At 66.0% G+C, this 16,760-nt stretch carries 13 protein-coding genes and 2 pseudogenes; 1 reads left to right on the top strand and 14 read right to left on the bottom strand.

The features are described from left to right. Positions 1-138 precede the first annotated feature (138 nt). Both CSW58_RS00765 and CSW58_RS00760 read right to left on the bottom strand, forming a co-directional pair. Entirely contained in the window at positions 139-1,182 is a 1,044-nt protein-coding gene (locus CSW58_RS00765; RefSeq protein WP_161494529.1) for a M48 family metallopeptidase, read from the bottom strand. A gap of 71 nt (positions 1,183-1,253) precedes the next feature. Beyond that, complete coding sequence (locus CSW58_RS00760) at positions 1,254-2,336, bottom strand: YjgN family protein (protein WP_161494528.1); 1,083 nt, start codon at positions 2,334-2,336, stop codon at positions 1,254-1,256. A gap of 292 nt (positions 2,337-2,628) precedes the next feature. Here CSW58_RS00760 and CSW58_RS00755 point away from each other — a divergent pair, with 292 nt between their 5' ends. Next, positions 2,629-3,231 (top strand): hypothetical protein, encoded by a 603-nt coding sequence (locus CSW58_RS00755; protein WP_099445917.1) that lies wholly within the window; start codon positions 2,629-2,631, stop codon positions 3,229-3,231. Between the two features lie 35 nt (positions 3,232-3,266). Here CSW58_RS00755 and metH read toward each other — a convergent pair whose 3' ends face one another. From metH to CSW58_RS15965, 12 genes and pseudogenes are all read right to left on the bottom strand, one after another. After that, a complete protein-coding gene (gene metH, locus CSW58_RS00750; RefSeq protein ID WP_099445916.1) occupies positions 3,267-5,936 on the bottom strand; it encodes a methionine synthase in 2,670 nt (889 codons plus the stop codon). Then, on the bottom strand, positions 5,936-6,403 hold the full coding sequence (locus CSW58_RS00745; protein WP_099445915.1) for a DUF6882 domain-containing protein: 468 nt from the start codon (positions 6,401-6,403) through the stop codon (positions 5,936-5,938). Before CSW58_RS00745 ends, metH begins: the two co-directional genes overlap by 1 nt. Continuing rightward, a complete protein-coding gene (locus CSW58_RS00740; protein WP_099445914.1) occupies positions 6,400-6,801 on the bottom strand; it encodes a DUF4259 domain-containing protein in 402 nt (133 codons plus the stop codon). The genes CSW58_RS00745 and CSW58_RS00740 overlap by 4 nt, the downstream gene beginning before the upstream one ends. Before the next feature lie 2 nt (positions 6,802-6,803). Next, positions 6,804-7,881: pseudogene (locus tag CSW58_RS00735) on the bottom strand (homocysteine S-methyltransferase family protein). Beyond that, positions 7,878-8,747 (bottom strand): subclass B3 metallo-beta-lactamase, encoded by an 870-nt coding sequence (gene bla, locus CSW58_RS00730; protein WP_099445913.1) that lies wholly within the window; start codon positions 8,745-8,747, stop codon positions 7,878-7,880. The pseudogene CSW58_RS00735 and the gene bla overlap by 4 nt, the downstream one beginning before the upstream one ends. Beyond that, positions 8,744-9,697, bottom strand: coding sequence for a methylenetetrahydrofolate reductase [NAD(P)H] (metF, locus tag CSW58_RS00725; protein ID WP_099445912.1), 954 nt, complete (start codon positions 9,695-9,697; stop codon positions 8,744-8,746). The genes bla and metF overlap by 4 nt, the downstream gene beginning before the upstream one ends. Then, a complete protein-coding gene (locus CSW58_RS00720) occupies positions 9,694-10,671 on the bottom strand; it encodes a metalloregulator ArsR/SmtB family transcription factor (protein WP_099445911.1) in 978 nt (325 codons plus the stop codon). The genes metF and CSW58_RS00720 overlap by 4 nt, the downstream gene beginning before the upstream one ends. Before the next feature lie 43 nt (positions 10,672-10,714). Then, positions 10,715-11,089 (bottom strand): VOC family protein, encoded by a 375-nt coding sequence (locus CSW58_RS00715; protein WP_099445910.1) that lies wholly within the window; start codon positions 11,087-11,089, stop codon positions 10,715-10,717. 2 nt (positions 11,090-11,091) lie between these two features. After that, complete coding sequence (locus tag CSW58_RS00710; RefSeq protein ID WP_099445909.1) at positions 11,092-12,051, bottom strand: 2-hydroxyacid dehydrogenase; 960 nt, start codon at positions 12,049-12,051, stop codon at positions 11,092-11,094. A gap of 55 nt (positions 12,052-12,106) precedes the next feature. Then, the gene (locus CSW58_RS15875; RefSeq protein WP_304441615.1) at positions 12,107-14,479 is read right to left on the bottom strand and encodes a M10 family metallopeptidase C-terminal domain-containing protein; all 2,373 of its coding nucleotides are present in this window, start codon (positions 14,477-14,479) and stop codon (positions 12,107-12,109) included. A 124-nt stretch (positions 14,480-14,603) separates the two neighbouring features. Then, positions 14,604-15,770 (bottom strand): VCBS repeat-containing protein, encoded by a 1,167-nt coding sequence (locus CSW58_RS14550; RefSeq protein WP_236627561.1) that lies wholly within the window; start codon positions 15,768-15,770, stop codon positions 14,604-14,606. Positions 15,771-15,980: 210 nt separating this feature from the next. Then, a pseudogene (locus CSW58_RS15965) lies at positions 15,981-16,709 on the bottom strand (Calx-beta domain-containing protein); the annotation flags it as partial. Positions 16,710-16,760 lie beyond the last annotated feature (51 nt).

Raw genomic sequence — 16,760 nt, 5'->3', positions numbered from 1 at the left:
TCCATGCCTCCGGCCATCAACGCGCCCAGCGCGCGACGGCTGACGCCATCCTCGATCATCTTCCGCCCCCGACTATCGCTCGACGCTCAGGGCGTCGTTGCGTGGAGGATGCGCCGATCATCCTCCGAAAGGCGAGTCCTACGGGGTCGGTGTCGTCGAAGCCCTGGCCGTGGGCCGCGGCGAACGACAGACCCGCTTGAGCAAGGCCCAGTCCGTCTGGGACAGCGCCGGTCGCCCCGGCCTCGCCGCGCGACTGGCTCGGTCGGCCCGCTCGCCGGTGTCGGGGTGGGTCGCGAACCATTCGGCCGCCTTGCGCAGCTTGGGATCGGACTTGCGGTCGGCCATGCGCCCGAAGAAGTCGGCCATGCCCTGGGTGGAGATCCGATGTCGCGCCAGCAGCTGGATCGCCCGCACATCGGCCTCGGTCTCCAGGTCGCGGCTGAAGCGCTGGTCGGCGAAGCCGCCCGCCAGCAACACCGCCTGCTGGCCCGCGCCCGAACCGCCCCCGACCACCGCGTCCAGCACCAGACCCGCGCCCATCGAGCGCCAGGCCGCCTGCATGACGTGGCGCTTCTCGACGTGAGCGATTTCGTGGGCGATCACGGCGGCCAGTTCGTCCGACGAGCCCGCCTGGGCGATCAAATCGTCGGTGACCAGGATCGCGCCGCCCGGCAGGGCGAAGGCGTTGACGAACGGGGCCCGCACAGCCTTCACCCGGATCGGAAAAGCCGTGTCGGCGCCGGCGGCCAGGGTCTCACCCAGATCGGACAGCACGGCGGCGGCGCGCGGATCACCCTTGCAAGGCCGGAAGCCGACCGACAGCTGGGCCTCCATATTGGCGCCGAAGCGGGCTTCAAGCTCTGGCGACGTCCACCGCGCCAGGGGCTGGGCCGCCAACGGCACGCCGATGAACACGAACCCCGCCGTCGCCAGTCCGGCGGCCGTCAGCCACCCGACCACCCGCCAGGGCGTGCCGTGCTCGCGGCGATGGATCGCGCCGGCCGACCGGCCCGACAGGGCCCGCCAGGCCTGGGCGTCCACGACCAGCCGCGCGTCCTGGCCCTCGCGTGACAGCCGGTAACGCCCCTCGCCGTGATCGCTCTGGATCACCAGGGCCAGCGGCCAGTCGATCTCGACGCAGGGCCGTCCGTCGCCGTCGGTCGCCAGGCTGGCGGCGACCAATCGGTCACCCTCGAGGGAGACGCGCCCGGGCCAGTCCCGGGCGCTTCGGCCGTCAAAGAGCGCGGCGTCCATCAGAACGGCGAGATGTCAAAGGCGTCGGCCAGGCCTTCGCCGGTCTTGGGACCGCGCGGAGCCTGCAGGGCCGCCGAGAGCGGCGCCTCCCCCTCGCTCGACAGCCGGGAGACCAGGAACTTCGCCGTGCGCGCGCTAATCACCGGGGTCAGGAAGCCCAGGGTGACGATCAGCAGCAGGATGTTGGTCAGGGTCAGGACGATCAGCTCGCCGGCCTTGACCTTCAGGGTGAAGCGCGCGTCGCCCAGACGGATCGAGGCGGCGATCGTGCGCAGCACGGCGGCGTGATAGGGGGCCGAGGCGATCATCAGCACGACGGCGTAGATCAGGGCATAGCCATAGATGGCCAAGATCGCTTCAACGCGCGGCATGGATTCCGCCTCGGCGCCCGCGACCATCGACTGCGCATTCGCCACGATGGCGGCGAACAACACGAAATAGCCGACGATGCCGACCACCCAGGCGATGGCGAACGGGCCATAGAGCCCCTCCTTGGTCGAACGCACCCAGCGCAGTTTCTGGTCGCCGAACGACAGTCCGCCCCACAGCTTTTCGGCCAGGCGCATCGACATGGACGGCGCGAACCAGCCCAGGGTGATCCCGGTCAGCAGGCTATAGCCCAGATAGGACCAGCCGTACTTGGCCGGCGAGCCCTTGAGCTGAAAGCGCACGCCCCGCCAGTTGGTGCGGCTGGCCATGTAGCGGAAGGCCAGGAAGATGGCGCTGCCGATCAGGACGAACAGGCCGAAATAGAGCGGGAAGATCAGCAGGGCGAACAGCGGGTGCAGGAACTGGATCGCCAGGACCAGCGCCAGGTAGGGCACGCCGAGGATGACCAGGGCCAGCAGGAAGCCAAGGAACAGCTCCTTGCCCTTGCCGGTATATTCGAAGGGCTCGCCGTTCAGGGTGATCTTCGACCACAGACGCTTGCGCACCTCGGTCTTGGCCCAGAAGCGGTACAGGGTCAGGGTCACGATGTTGAGCAGGGCGTTCTTGAGGCTCAGCCCGATGAACCCGGCCGGCGCGATCGTCTGGCCAAAGGTCATCGTCTCGCCCGGCGCGGGCGCCTGTGCGTCGTCCATATCGTCCCCCGAATAGCCCCCGGCCGCGACGTGGCGGCCAAGTCCAGAATGGCGGGTTTTGCAACCTTGGGTCAATCCGGTTTGGTAGGCGCGGGAGCGGCCCGCCTCCCCTTGAGACATGTGAAGGTCTCGAACGGGTGGCCAGAAAGCCGCCCCAGCGACCATGTGTCACGTGTCCAACGGGCTGCTCATGTCGTGTTAAGCGCCGGTGGCGTTCTCAACAGGTTCCTGCCGCCCGCTCTGGGGCCGCCATTCGGGAACTGCCAACCGTTGACGGAGGCGCGATCCAGCCATGATGACGCTCACAAGCCCAAAGATCCCGGCCACCCCCTTGATGGAATCGGAAGGTCTGGCCTGTTTCCAAAGCGCGCTTAAGGGAGCCGATGTCTTCGTCGAATACGGATCCGGAGCCAGCACCGTCTATGCGATCAATGTCCTCGACGTCCACACCGTCATCTCGGTCGATACGGATCAGCGCTGGCTGACGGAAGTCGGCGGCCAGCTCGACCGCCCCAAGGACTGCAATCTGATCCATTGCGACCTCGGCGAGGTGGGCGAGTGGGGACGACCGGCGACCGACAAGCATTTCCGACGCTATTTCAGCTACAGTCAGGCTCCATGGCTCAAGGCCCACAAGCTGGGCGTGACACCCGATGTCGTCTTGATCGACGGGCGGTTCCGGGTGGCAAGTTTCCTGGCCAGCCTCATGCATAGCCGCCCTGGAACGCCCATCCTGTTCGACGACTACGCAAACCGGCCCGCCTACCACATCGTCGAAAGCTTCTGTCCGCTCGTCCGCCTGGCTGGCAGGATGGCCGTCTTCACGTCGCACGACAGGTACCATCACGGCGCGATCGCGGCCAACTTGGCCCGCTACTCCGTCATCGCCGACTGAGGTCGCGGCACAAGGCCTTCGCTGATGTGCGGCCCTTAGGCCGCCGCCTCCCGCGCCCGCGCGCCTGGGTCGTAGTTGAGGATCGGCGACAGCCATTTCTCGGCCTTGGCCAGGTCCCAGCCCTTGCGGTGGGCATAGTCCTCGACCTGGTCCAGATCCACCTTGCCGACTCCGAAATAGTGGCTCTTGAGGTGGCTGAAATAGAGGCCTGAAACCGCCGCGCCAGGGCTCATGGCGTAGCTTTCGGTCAGGATCATGCCGGTCTGGGCGGTGGCGTCCAGAAGCCGGAACAGCGTGCCCTTCTCGGTGTGATCGGGCTGGGCCGGATAGCCGGGGGCCGGGCGGATGCCCTGGTACTTTTCGGCGATCATGTGGTCGGCGTCGGCCGCCTCATCGGCGGCGTAGCCCCACAGCTCGACCCGGGCCTTGTAGTGCAGCCACTCGGCGAAGGCCTCGGCCAGACGGTCGGCCAGGGCGCTGGCCATGATGGCTGAGTAGTCGTCGCCGGCGTCCTTGAACCGCTTGACGATCTCGTCCTCGCCATGACCGGCGGTGACGGCGAAGGCGCCGACATAGTCGGGCCCCTGCCCCACCGGCGCGACGAAGTCGGCCAGGGCCGCGTTGGTCTTGCCGGCCCCCTTGTCCATCTGCTGGCGCAGGGTGTGCAGGCGCGACAGCTCCACATCGCGGCTCTCATCCGTATAGAGAACGATGTCGTCACCCTGGGCCTGGGCCGGCCAGAAGCCGATCACGCCCTTGGCCCCGAACCACTTCTCGGCGACGACCTTGTCGAGCATCTCGCGGGCTTCACGATAAAGTTCGGTCGCGGCCTCGCCGACCACGTCGTCCTCAAGGATCTGCGGGAAGCGGCCGATCAGCTCCCAGCTGGCGAAGAACGGCGACCAGTCGATGAAGGGCACGAGCTCGGCCAGGGTCGGCTCGAAGGTGCGCGTGCCGATGAAGGACGGCTTGGGCGGCGTATAACCGTCCCAGTCGATGGCGAACTTCTTCTGCCGCGCTTCAGCGATGCCGGTGCGGGCCTTGGCGGTCAGACCCCGCGCATATTGCTCGCGGATGCGGACATATTCGGTGCGGGTCTCGGCCTGCAGACGGTCGCGCTCGCTGGCCGACAACAGGCCCGAGACCACGCCCACGGCGCGGCTGGCGTCCAGCACATAGGTGGTCGAACCCTTGTGATAGGCCGGCTCGATCTTGACCGCGGTGTGGGTGCGGCTGGTGGTGGCGCCGCCGATCAGCAGCGGGATGGTGAAGCCCTGGCGCTCCATTTCCGAGGCCACGAACACCATCTCGTCCAGCGACGGGGTGATCAGGCCCGACAGGCCGATCATGTCTACGTTGTGCTTGCGCGCCTCGTCGAGGATACGGTCGGCGGGGACCATGACGCCCAGGTCGATGACCTCGTAATTGTTGCACTGCAGGACCACGCCGACGATGTTCTTGCCGATGTCGTGGACGTCGCCCTTGACCGTGGCCATCAGGATGCGGCCGGCCTGCTCGCGCGGCTTGCCGGCCTTTTCGGCCTCCATGAACGGCTCCAGCCAGGCCACGGCCTGCTTCATGACGCGGGCCGACTTGACCACCTGGGGCAGGAACATCTTGCCCGAGCCGAACAGGTCGCCGACCACGTTCATGCCGTCCATCAGATGGCCTTCGATCACGTGCAGGGGCCGCTCGACCGACAGGCGGGCTTCCTCGGTGTCAGCCTCGATGAATTGGGTGATGCCGTTGACCAGGGCGTGGGTGATGCGCTCGTTCACGCTGCCCTTGCGCCATTCCAGATTGGCGGTCTGGACCTGGCTCTTGTCGCCCTTGTAGCGCGGGGCCAGATCGACCAGGCGCTCGGTGTTGGAGACATTGGTCCGCTGCGGCCGGTTGAGGATCACGTCCTCGACAGCCTCGCGCAGCTCCGGATCCAGGGTGTCATAGACCGGCAGGTCGCCGGCGTTGACGATGCCCATGTCCATGCCCGCCGCGATGGCGTGGTACAGGAACACTGAGTGGATGGCCCGGCGCACGGGCTCGTTGCCACGGAAGCTGAACGAGACGTTCGACACCCCGCCCGAGATCCGGGCATAGGGGCAGCGCTTCTTGATCTCGCGCGCGCCCTCGATGAAATCGACGGCGTAGTTGTCGTGCTCCTCGATCCCGGTCGCCACGGCGAAGATATTGGGGTCGAAGATGATGTCTTCCGGCGGGAAGCCCACCTTGTCGACGAGGATCTTGTAGGCCTTCTCGCAGATCTCGATCTTGCGGGCGGCGGTGTCGGCCTGGCCCTGCTCGTCAAAGGCCATGACCACCACGGCCGCGCCATAGCGCAGGCAAAGCTTGGCCTGTTCGATGAACTTGGCCTCGCCCTCCTTCATGGAGATCGAGTTGACGATGGCCTTGCCCTGCACGCACTTCAGGCCCGCCTCGATCACCTCCCACTTGGAGCTGTCGATCATCACCGGCACCCGCGCGATGTCGGGCTCGGCCGCCATCAGGTTCAGGTAGGTGACCATGGCCAGCTTGGAGTCGAGCAGGCCCTCGTCCATGTTGACGTCGATGACCTGGGCCCCGGCCTCGACCTGCTGGCGGGCCACCGACAGGGCGGCTGGATAGTCGCCCTCGATGATCAGCTTCTTGAACTTGGCCGAGCCGGTGACGTTGGTGCGCTCACCGATGTTTACGAAGACGGGACGCATTAGCTTACGAGCCTAATTGAACGATAGATGAAGAAGAGACCACCGCCACTTTCACGCGGCGGTCGATAGGCGCCGACAGCACCAAGTATGCGAGCGGACACCGCAGCCATCTCCCATCCCAAGGCGTTGAGATCGTCACTCTCGAGAGTTTCCGAGGTCAGTTCGTCGATGCCATGTTCCTCGCCGAACGACCTGACACGCTGCAAGTCCTCGGCACACGAGGGTGGCCAATGTGAATTGGCCCAAGACCAGAGCCAATCGTTCTTGGCCGTGGTGCCCACGATCTGAATATCGGCGACCACCCTGGGGCCTGTAGAATCCGAAAAGGTCAGCGTACCGGCGTCGAGGTCATAGTCGTAACGCGGCCAGACCTTCGTCTGGTAGCGCTCGTTCATCTCTTCCTGCTTCGCCATCAGCTCGTGAAAGGCATCGTGACGCCAATCAGCGTACCAGTCAGGCGCCGTCACGACTGACCGCCCAACAAACTCTGCAGCCCGGCGATCTGGGTCAGCCACGCATCGTGGTCCTCGCCCTCCTGCCAGGTTTCGTCGAGCTCCGAGGCCGGACCGACCACGCGGGCCAGGGCCCGGCGCGCCAGATGGGCCGCGCCTTCCGGCGGCTTGCCCAGTGTGGACTTCAGGTCGGTATGGCTGTCAGGCAGAACCGACCCCGCCCCGACGCACGAAGCGACCACGGCGGCGGCGGCCACGGCCAGCTCCGCGTCGGCCTCTTCCAGATAGCCGCTGACGCCGGCAGCGTGATCCATCAGCGTGACGACCATGCGCCAGTCAGGTGCCTCGGCCAGGTCATCGATGAAATCGGCCGCTTCTTCGTTGTCGAACGGTCCGGGAGCCCAGGCGCTCATGATCAGCCCACCAGTTCGAAGGGTTCGGCCCGCCAGGCGCATGGCTCGGGGACGCTCGGGAATGGCGCGCGGCTTCACGCCGGCGACGGCTTCAGCCACGTGACGGATGTGGTCCGGCGTCGTGCCGCAACAACCGCCCAGGATGTTCACCAAGCCGTCGGCCGCCCACTGGTGCAGGGCGTGGCCGGTCTGGTGCGGCTCCTCGTCATATTCGCCCATGGCGTTGGGCAGGCCGGCATTGGGATAGGCGGCGACAAGCGTATCGGCGATGCGGGCCATCTCGGCGATGTGCGGGCGCATCAGGTCGGCCCCCAGGGCGCAGTTGAAGCCGACAGCGAATGGCTTGCAGTGCTTGATCGAGTTCCAGAAGGCCTCGGCCGTCTGGCCCGACAGGGTGCGGCCCGAGCGGTCGGTGATGGTGCCGCTGATCCAAATCGGCAGCTCCTCGTGGCCCTCGTCGCGCAGGTCCATGATCGCCTTGATCGCGGCCTTGCAGTTGAGCGTGTCGGTGATGGTCTCGACCAGGAACAGGTCGACACCGCCGTCGTACAGGGCCGAGACCTGCTGGCGATAGGCTGCATAGACCTGATCGAAGGTCACCTTGCGCGCGCCCGGATCATTGACGTCCGACGACATCGACAACATCACGTTCAGCGGGCCGATCGAGCCGGCGATGAACTTGGGACGGGCCGGGTTCTCGGCGTTCCAGCGATCGGCGACAGACCGTCCGATCCGCGCGCCCTCGTAATTGATGTCCCAGACATCCTTTTCGCCGAGCCGATAGTCGGCTTGGGCGATGGTGGTGCCGGAGAAGGTGTTGGTCTCGGAGATGTCGGCGCCGGCGCTGAAATAGGCGTCGTGCAGCTCGGCCACCAGATCCGGCCGGGTCAGGCACAGGACGTCATTATTGCCCTTCATCTGGCCGTCATAGTCGGCGAAACGCTCGGCGCGGTAGTCGGCCTCGGCCAGCTTCTTCTTCTGGAACATCACGCCCCAGGAGCCGTCGAGGATCAGCACGCGCTCTTTGGCGGCGGCCTTGAGGGCGGCAACGCGCCCGGCACGGGTGGTGAGGTCGGTCATTTGGCCGCTCCCTGCTGGCGCGCCAGCTCGATGTTGAAGGCTTTTTCAGACGCCGCGACGAAGCGGCCCATCTCGGTCGGATCGATGAAGGCGTTGAGATCGCCGCCCAGGAACCGCTTGCGCTTGGCCACCAGGCCGCCCTGCTCCTCGTGAGCCGGCAGGAAGACGTCGGCCGGCAGCGCCTTCAGCTTGGCGAAGGTCGAGCGGTAGTCGGCCACAATCTTCGGGTAGGTCCGGTTACCGACCAGGGCGTTGCCCGCCACCGAGATCGAGTTGAAGAACACCACCTTCAGGGGGCGTCCGCGCTCGGTCACCGTCGTCGTCCAGGTCGTGCCGCCGATCGTGTGGCCGGGGGTGAGATAGGCCTTCAACTGGGTCTCGCCCAGTTTCACGGTCTGACCGTCGCTGATGGCGCGATCCACCTTCACGGCCGGAAAGGCCGTCAGGCCGTTTTCGTTGTCGCCGAAATGCCGGCCCTTCTCGAGGGCCGGCCTGTCCTGCGACGAGGCATAGAGCTTGGCGCCCGTATCGGCCTTCAGCTGGGCCAGGCCGCCGGCGTGGTCGTAGTGGGCGTGGGTATTGATCAGGATCTTCACGTCCGAAAGCCTGAAGCCGAGGGCGACGATATTGCGCTCGACCAGCCTGGCCCCCTCGGCTGACATGCCCGCGTCGAGCAGCACATGCCCCTCGGACGAGGCGATCAGGTAGGACGACAGCCCCTCGGAGCCGACATAGTAGATGTTGCCGACCACCCGGTAGGGCTTGAAGGGTTTGCTCCAGGCGGCCGGCGGCCAGTCATCGGCCCGGGCTGCCGTGACGGCGACCAGGGCGAACAGACCGCACAGGATCAGGGCCAGGCGCCTCATGCCGCGATCTCCGCGACCGAGGCCGTTTCCCGCAGGCCGAGCACCCGACAGATCGCATAGACCAGGTCGGCGCGGTTGAGCGTGTAGAAGTGGAAGTCCTTGAACCCCTGCTCCTGCAGCTTGGCGCACATCTCGGCGGCCACCGAGCAGGCGATCAGGCGACGGGTCTCGGCGTCGCCGTCCAGACCCTCGAAAAGGTTGGCCAGCCAGCCCGGGATCGTCGTCTGGCAGGCGGCCGACATCTTCTTCAGACCGTTGAAATTGGTCACCGGCATGATGCCCGGCACGATCGGGATGGTGATCCCGGCGGCTAGCACCCGGTCGTTGAACCGCAGGAAGGCGTCGATGTCGAAGAAGAACTGGCTGATCCCCAGGGTCGCGCCAGCGTCGATCTTGGCCTTCAGCACATCGATGTCATGCTCGAAGGACGGGCTCTCCGGATGCTTCTCCGGATAGACGCCGACCAGAACCTCGAACGGGGCCACCGCGCGCAGGGCCTGGGTCAGTTCGGTGGCGTTGCGATAGCCGTCCTCGCGCGGGACATAGACGGCGCCGAGGCCGCCCTCGCCCGGAGGCGGATCGCCGCGCAGGGCCACGATGTGCCGCACGCCGGTCTGCCAATATTCGCGGATTACCTCATCGACCTCGGCGCGGCTGGCGCCGACGCAGGTCAGGTGGGCGGCGGGCTTGAGGCTGGTTTCCTCAAGGATGCGCTTGACCGTCCGGTGGGTGCGCTCGCGGGTCGAGCCGCCGGCCCCATAGGTCACCGAGACGAAGGCCGGATCCAGCGGGGCCAGGCGGGTGATGGCCTGCCACAGGCTGTCTTCCATGGCTGGGGTCTTGGGCGGGAAGAACTCGAACGACACGCGCGGACGGTCGGTGCGCTCGCCCGCAAGGGCGACGGGGCCGATGACGCGGCGGCCGGTCGGGGCAATGGGCGGCAAGGTCATGCGGCGGTCCTTTCGGCCTGGGCGACGGCGGGCCGCCGACCGGTCCAGATCTTGACGGTCAGCCCCTCGGCGCTGGCCGGCGGCAGGGCGATATTGCTTTCCAGGGTCAGGCCCGAGGCCTCGATCCAGGCGATGATCTCGGCGTCGGAAAAGCCCAGGCGGCGATGCTGATGCGCCTCGCGCAGGAACTCGTGGTCATGCGGCGCGAAGTCGGCGATCAGCAGCAGCCCGCCCTGGGCCACCAGGCGCGCGGCCTCGGCCACGGCGGAGGCCGGATCACCCAGATAGTGCAGGACCTGATGCACGGTCACCAGGTCGGCGCAGCCGCCCGGCAGGCCGGTGGCGAAGATGTCGCCGTGTCGCAGCTCGCAGCGCGTCAGTCCGGCCTTGGCCACCTCGTCGCGGGCGATGTTGAGCATCTGCTGCGACAGGTCCAGGCCCAGGGACGCGCCTGCCCGGCCGCCCAGCAGGGTCAGCATCCGCCCCGCCCCGGCGCCCAGGTCGACAAACTCGTCGAACGGACCTTGTCCGGCGGCCTTCAGGATCGCCGCCTCGACCTCGGCCTCGTCGACATAGAGCGAGCGGATCTCGTTCCAGCGATCGGCGTTGCGGGCGAAATAGGCCTGGGCCCCGGCGGACCGCTCGGACCGCACGGCCGACAGTTGCTCGGCGTCGCGACACACGACCTCATCATCGGGAGCGATCAGGTCGAGCGCCTGGCGCACCAGGCTGCGGCCCGGCGACTTGCTGGCCAGGCGATAGAACACCCAGGCCCCGTCGGGGAACCGCTCGACCAGACCGGCCTCGGCCAGAAGCTTGAGATGACGCGAGACCCGCGGCTGACTCTGGTCGAGGATCCGGCACAGTTCCAGCACCGAAAGTTCGTCGACGGCCAGCAGGGCCAGCACCCGCAGCCGGGTGGTTTCCCCCGCCGCGCGCAGCACGTCGACAACTTGATCCGCGGTCAGCCTCATGGGGACATAAAGATATCTTTATGTCCGATTTGGCAAGCCGATTTTATGCCTCGGCCTCGGCCTTGGCGGGCTCCCAGAGCTCAATCTTGACCCCTGCCGGGTCCAGAAGCCAGGCGAAACGCCCCATGTCCTCGTCCTGCCGGCCGGTGGGTTCCACGCCCTCGGCGGCGGCCTTGGCCAGGACGCCCTCCAGATCATCAACGATGAAATTAATCATGAAGGCCGCCTGCGACGGCTCGAAATACCGGGTGTCAGCCGCGAACGGCGACCAGTTGGCCTTGCCGACCCCAGGGTGATCGAACACCACCCCGCCCCAGTCGTGAACCTCGAAACCCAGCACCCGTGCATACCATTCGCGCACCGCGACCGGATCGGCCGCCTTGAAGAATATCCCGCCCAGTCCCAGGACCTTGGCCATGGTCAGCTCCCCACGGGCGAGGCCAGCGGCTCGCCCAGAAAATAGCGCCTGAGGTTTTCAAGCGTCAGCCCGACCATGGCCGGAATGCTGTCGAGGGTCGCGCCGGCGGTGTGCGGGGTCAAGACGGTGCGGGGCACGTCGGCCCAGCGCGCGGCGGGCGTGGGCTCCTGCTCGAACACGTCGAGCGCCGCCATGCCCAGGCGGCCGTCCTTCAACGCCGCGATCATCGCGTCCTCATCGATCAGCGCGCCGCGCGCCACATTGACCAGAAGACCCTGCGGCCCCAGGGCCTCGATCACCGCCTGGTCGATCAGGTGGTGGTTGGTCGGGTCGGGCCGGGCGCAGATCACCAGGATGTCGCTGTCGCGGGCCAAGGCCATCAGGCTCTCGGCGCGCGGGAGCTCGGTCGCCTTGGGACGGGGCGCCCACCAGGCGACCTTCATCTCGAAGGCGGCCACGCGGCGCGCCACGGCCTCGCCGATATGGCCCAGGCCGACGATGCCGACGGTTCGGCCCTTCAGCCCATGGCGCGGGCTCATCCGGTCGGCCTGCGTCCAGCCCCCGGCACGCAGCTTGCCGTCGCCCTCGACAATCCCCCGCCAGGCAGCCAACAGAAGTCCGACCGCATGGTCGGCCACGTCCCCGGCGTTGAGGCCGGTGGAGTGGGTCACGGCGATGCCGCGATCCTTGCACCAGGGCACGTCGACGCCGTCATAGCCGACGCTGACACAGGCGATCAGCCCCAGAAGCGGCATCTCCGACAGCAGGTCCTTGCCCAGGGCCATCTCGCCGGCATGGACAATGGCCCGCACCTGCTGGCCGGGCCCCTGAAGGAAGGCCAGACGGTCTGGATAGTCCCACAACCGATGAACCTGGTAGCTGGCCTCAAGAACCGCCTGCAGCGGAGACAGCATCTGGTGGGAAATCAGGACGTGGGGCTTTTCAGCGACGGTATTGGGCATGCGACTCCTGTGTCCGCATTCAGCGGAATCTTGTTCCTGGCCTGGCCAGCGTCGGTCAGAGGAAAGCATAGTCCTTGGCCGCCAGGGCCCAATGGGCGTCCCGCGAGCCGTCGACCAGAACGTTCATCTCGAACCCCGCCCCGGTGGACTCCCAGATCGTGAAGGTTCCCTGGTCGTGTCGCCACAACAGGTCGGCCTTGCCGTCGCCGTTGAAGTCGCCGGTGCTGTCCAGCGACCAGTCGGTTCCGACCGCGCCGCTGACATAGACGTTCTTCTCGAAACCATCGCCTGTCGACAGCCATTGTGAAAACAGGCCGTCATCCCGCCGCCAGATCAGATCGTCACGTCCATCGCCATTGAAGTCGCCGCCGCCGTCCAGGTGCCAGGTCGCATCCAGGGTGAAGTCGACATAGACATTGCTCGTAAAGCCGGCGCCGTTTGATCGCCATTCAGTGAAGCCGCCCGAGGCGCTGCGCCAGAGCAGGTCATCGGCGCCGTCGCCGTCATAGTCGCCGGTGGCGATCAACTGCCAGGACGGATCGACCCCGCCATCGACATAGACGTTCTGTTCGAAGCTCTCACCGTTCGACCGCCAGACGGTGAACAGTCCGCCCTCATGGCGCCAGATCAGATCGGCCCGGCCATCGGCGTTGAAGTCGCCCGTCGCCGCCAGGGACCAGTCCGCCCCCACGGACCCGTTGACATAGGTATTGGCGGCGAAGCCCTCGCCGGTCGAGCGCCAGAGGCTGAACAGGCCGCCGTCATGGCGCCAGAGCAGGTCGGACTTGCCGTCGCCGTTGAAGTCGGCGATCGCGCCGATCGCCCAGCTCAGATCGACGCCGGACTCCACGAACACGTCACGATCCACCGCCGGCCCGGGGCCGCCAAGATCGATCGTCCAGGTCGAAAACGCCCCGTCGCTGGCCCGCCAGGCCAGGTCATCGCGCCCATCGCCGTTGAAATCCGCGACGAAGGCGTTGCGGGCGTTCAGGGCCTCGGCGATCGACAGGCTGACCCCGCCGCCGGCGGCCGCGACGGCGATCATCAGGCCGAACGGATCGCCGGCCAGGGTCAGGGTCGCGCCCCCGCCCAGGGTGAGGGCCGCGCCGTTGCGCGAAAACACGAAGCTGGCGAAACTGGCGTCGGCGATCTGCAGCTCGTCGCCGCGGGCGAAGTCCAGGATCGTGTCGCCCGCCAGATCGGTCAGCGCGCCAAAAAAGCGATCCGAACCGGACCCGCCGACGAGGGTGTCGGCCCCCGCGCCGCCCAGCAGCAGGTCATCGCCCGCCCCGCCCTCGATGCGATCAGCCCCGGCGTTGCCACGCAACTCATTGCCGAGGCCGTTGCCGAGGATGACGTCCGCGGCGCTGCCGCCGATGGCATTTTCGATCTGGGCGCCCAGGGCGATGGAGACATTGCCGGTCAGTCCGCCGACATTGGAGAAATTGCCCTCGCCCAGATCGATCCGCTGAAAGCCAGAGAAATCAAAGGTATCGACGCCGCCGGCGTCCCACACCGCGAAGATCAGGTTGAACCCGCCGACCGTGGTGAACCAGGCCCGGTCGGCGTTGGAATTGAAGCCGTAGGTGGTGTCGCCGGTCCGCGTGGTCAGGTTGGCGCCATATTCCTGCTGGGCTGCGGAGATGTCGTCGAGCATCGGCACCGAGGGGTGAAATCCGCGATAGTTGGCCCCGGTGTTGCTCTCCGAAAAATAGCTCATCACCGTGTACTGGGTGGAATCCTCGAAATAGCCGGCGTCGGCGGCATAGGTGAAGGTGACCTTGTCCGTGGCGTCGTATTTTCCGGGATGGGCCAGACCGATCGCGTGGCCGATCTCGTGCACCAGGGTCATGGCCCCATAATAGGTCATGGTCGGCGTCTGGTTCGACCTGGAGGTCGAGTTGATCCAGACATCGCCGGAAGCCGACGCGAACGAGGGGTTTCCCGGATAGTAGGCGAAAGCCGCCGCTCCCGGCTCGCCGTCGCTGTAATTGCCAAACAGGATGCTGGCGCTGTTGGAATAGGCGCCCTCGCCGCTGACCCCGGCCCCGACCCGCACGAAGGTGATATTGGCCACATCCGCCCAGGACTGCAGCGCCCGCTCGGCCTGAATGATCTGGGCCTCGGTGAACTGGCTGAACCCCGTCACCCCGTCAGGCATGGTGGCCGGTTCGCTCGCCCGGAAGGCGTAGGTGACCGTGTAGCCGACGCCCAGGGCGCCCGACCAGCCGGGCTCGCCGCCGATCAGGTGAAAGCCCGCCTGGGTGATGGTCAGGCTGGGCTTGCCGTTCGCGGCCGTCCCGCCCCGCTCCCCGGCCGGAACGAGGGCCGACGCATAGAGCAGGGAGTCGCCAACCAAGGCCTGAGCCGTCTCGTCCGCGCCGGTGTCCCGGTCGATGACCGGCTTGCTCAGAGCCCTTGAACTCAACACGACAAGACCCTCGCCACGCGCCCGCAGGTTGCGAGCGGTGAGCGACGGTACAGAGCGCCGTAAGGCGGATCAACGGGAAAGGCGGGCGCTGACTGCGGCGAAAAGGCCCCCCGCCTTTCCCCTAGACCAAAGCGTAGTCCGCCGAGGCCAGGGCCCAGTTGGGGGTGACGGAGGTGTCGACCAGGGCGTTGAGGGCGAAGCTGTCGCCGGTCGACTGCCAGACGGTGAACATGCCGGTGTCGTGGCGCCACAGCAGATCGGCCTTGCCGTCGCCGTTGAAGTCGCCGGTGCTTTCCAGCGACCAGTCGGGCGTCACCCGGCCGTCGACATAGACATTCTGGTCAAAGCCCGCCCCGTTCGAGCGCCATTCGGTGAAGATCCCGCCCTCGTGGCGCCAGATCAGGTCGTCCTTGCCGTCGCCGTTGAAGTCGGCGATCGCCGCCAGGGCCCAGTCGGCCGACACCGAACCGTCGACCACGGTATTGGCGGCGAAGCCGTCGCCGGTCGAGGTCCACAGGCTGAACGTGCCGCCGTCGTGACGCCAGACCATGTCGTCCCTGCCGTCGCCGTTGAAGTCGCCGACCCCGGCCAGGCTCCAGGTCGGGTCGACCCCGCCATTGACATAGACGTTCTTGTTGAACCCCGTCCCGGTCGACTGCCACTCGGTGAAGGTCCCGCCCTCGTGGCGGAAGATCAGGTCCGCCTTGCCGTCGCCGTTGAAGTCGCCGCTCGCCGCCACGGCCCAGTCGGCCGAGACCGAGCCGTCGACCACGGCGTCGGCGGTGAAGCCCGTGCCCGTCGAGTTCCAGAGACTGAACGCGCCGTCGGCGTTGCGCCACAGCAGGTCGGACTTGCCGTCGCCGTTGAAATCGGCCGCCGCGCCCAACGCCCAGCTGTTGTCGAGGCCGCCGGTCACGAACTGGTTGGGCGTCACCGCCAGCGGGCCATTCCCGGCCGCCATCAGCCAGGTCGAGAACATCCCGCCCGCCTCGCGCCAGGCCAGGTCGCTACGACCGTCGCCGTTGAAGTCGTCAACGACGTTGGGGTGATAGTTATCAAGCAAGTCGATCGAAACGACAGCCGTATTGCTGCCGTTCGCGAAAACCTGACCGCTAGCCGAAACCGTCAGAACGACATTTTCGACACCTTCCTGCAACAGGTCGTTGAGCGCGGTAATCGCACCGAGATCGATCGTGTAGGGGCCGGCCGGAGACTGGGCGACGCTCAGCGAATAGACGCCGACAGGTACATGTACGTCTGCCCCCGTCGCCGTGCTCTGGCCGGACATTGACACAGTAATGGACGTCGAAACTGCGGAGACTTCCAACAATGTGAGGGACAACGAGCCGCTTCCGCCTTCCGTAATCGAAGCCGGAGCGTTGACGACGGCCGTGACGCGCAAACTGGGTTGATCATTGTCGAGTATGTAGCCGACCGACTGACTTGCGTTCGTAGAGAGGTCAATGACCGCGTTCGTGGCGCTCACAATCGAAAGCGCGAATATTTCACTGCCCTCATAGATATCATCGTCGTAGATGGCTGTGCGGAAGACCGCTGCAGTTTGACCTGGTTGAAAGGTTATAGTTTGCGGCGCAATATCCATGTCGCCTTGGCGATAGGATGACGCTTGAACAACAACCGTGACGATTTCGCTTGAAACCTTTGAGAGCTCGATAGTCCGCTCCGCGTAACCCGCGCCCTCGGATACATCGGACCAAGGTCCAACAAACCGAACCATCGGTCGGGCCGGTTGATCATTGTCGATTATGTAGCCGACCGACTGACTCGCGTTCGTAGAGAGGTCAATGACCGCGTTCGTGGCGCTCACAATCGAAAGCGCGAATATTTCACTGCCCTCATAGATATCATCTTCGTAGATGGCTGTGCGGAAGACCGCTGTAGTCTGACCTGGTTGAAAGGTTATAGTTTGCGGCGCAATATCCATGTCGCCTTGGCGATAGGATGACGCTTGAACAACAACCGTGACGATTTCGCTTGAAACCTTTGAGAGCTCGATAGTCCGCTCCGCGTAACCCGCGCCCTCGGATACATCGGACCAAGGTCCAACAAACCGAACCATCGGTCGGGCCGGTTGATCATTGTCGATTATGTAGCCGACCGACTGACTCGCGTTCGTAGAGAGATCAATGACCGCGTTAGTGGCGCTCACAATCGAAAGCGCGAATATTTCACTGCCCTCATAGATATCATCTTCGTAGATGGCTATGCGGAAGACCGCTGTAGTAGTCTGGCCTGGTTGAAAGGTTATAGTTTGCGG

Source organism: Caulobacter sp. B11, assembly GCF_002737765.1.
Lineage (GTDB): Bacteria > Pseudomonadota > Alphaproteobacteria > Caulobacterales > Caulobacteraceae > Caulobacter.
The sequence above is the reverse complement of the archived record's forward strand: the minus strand, read 5'-3'. Positions and strand labels throughout refer to the sequence as shown.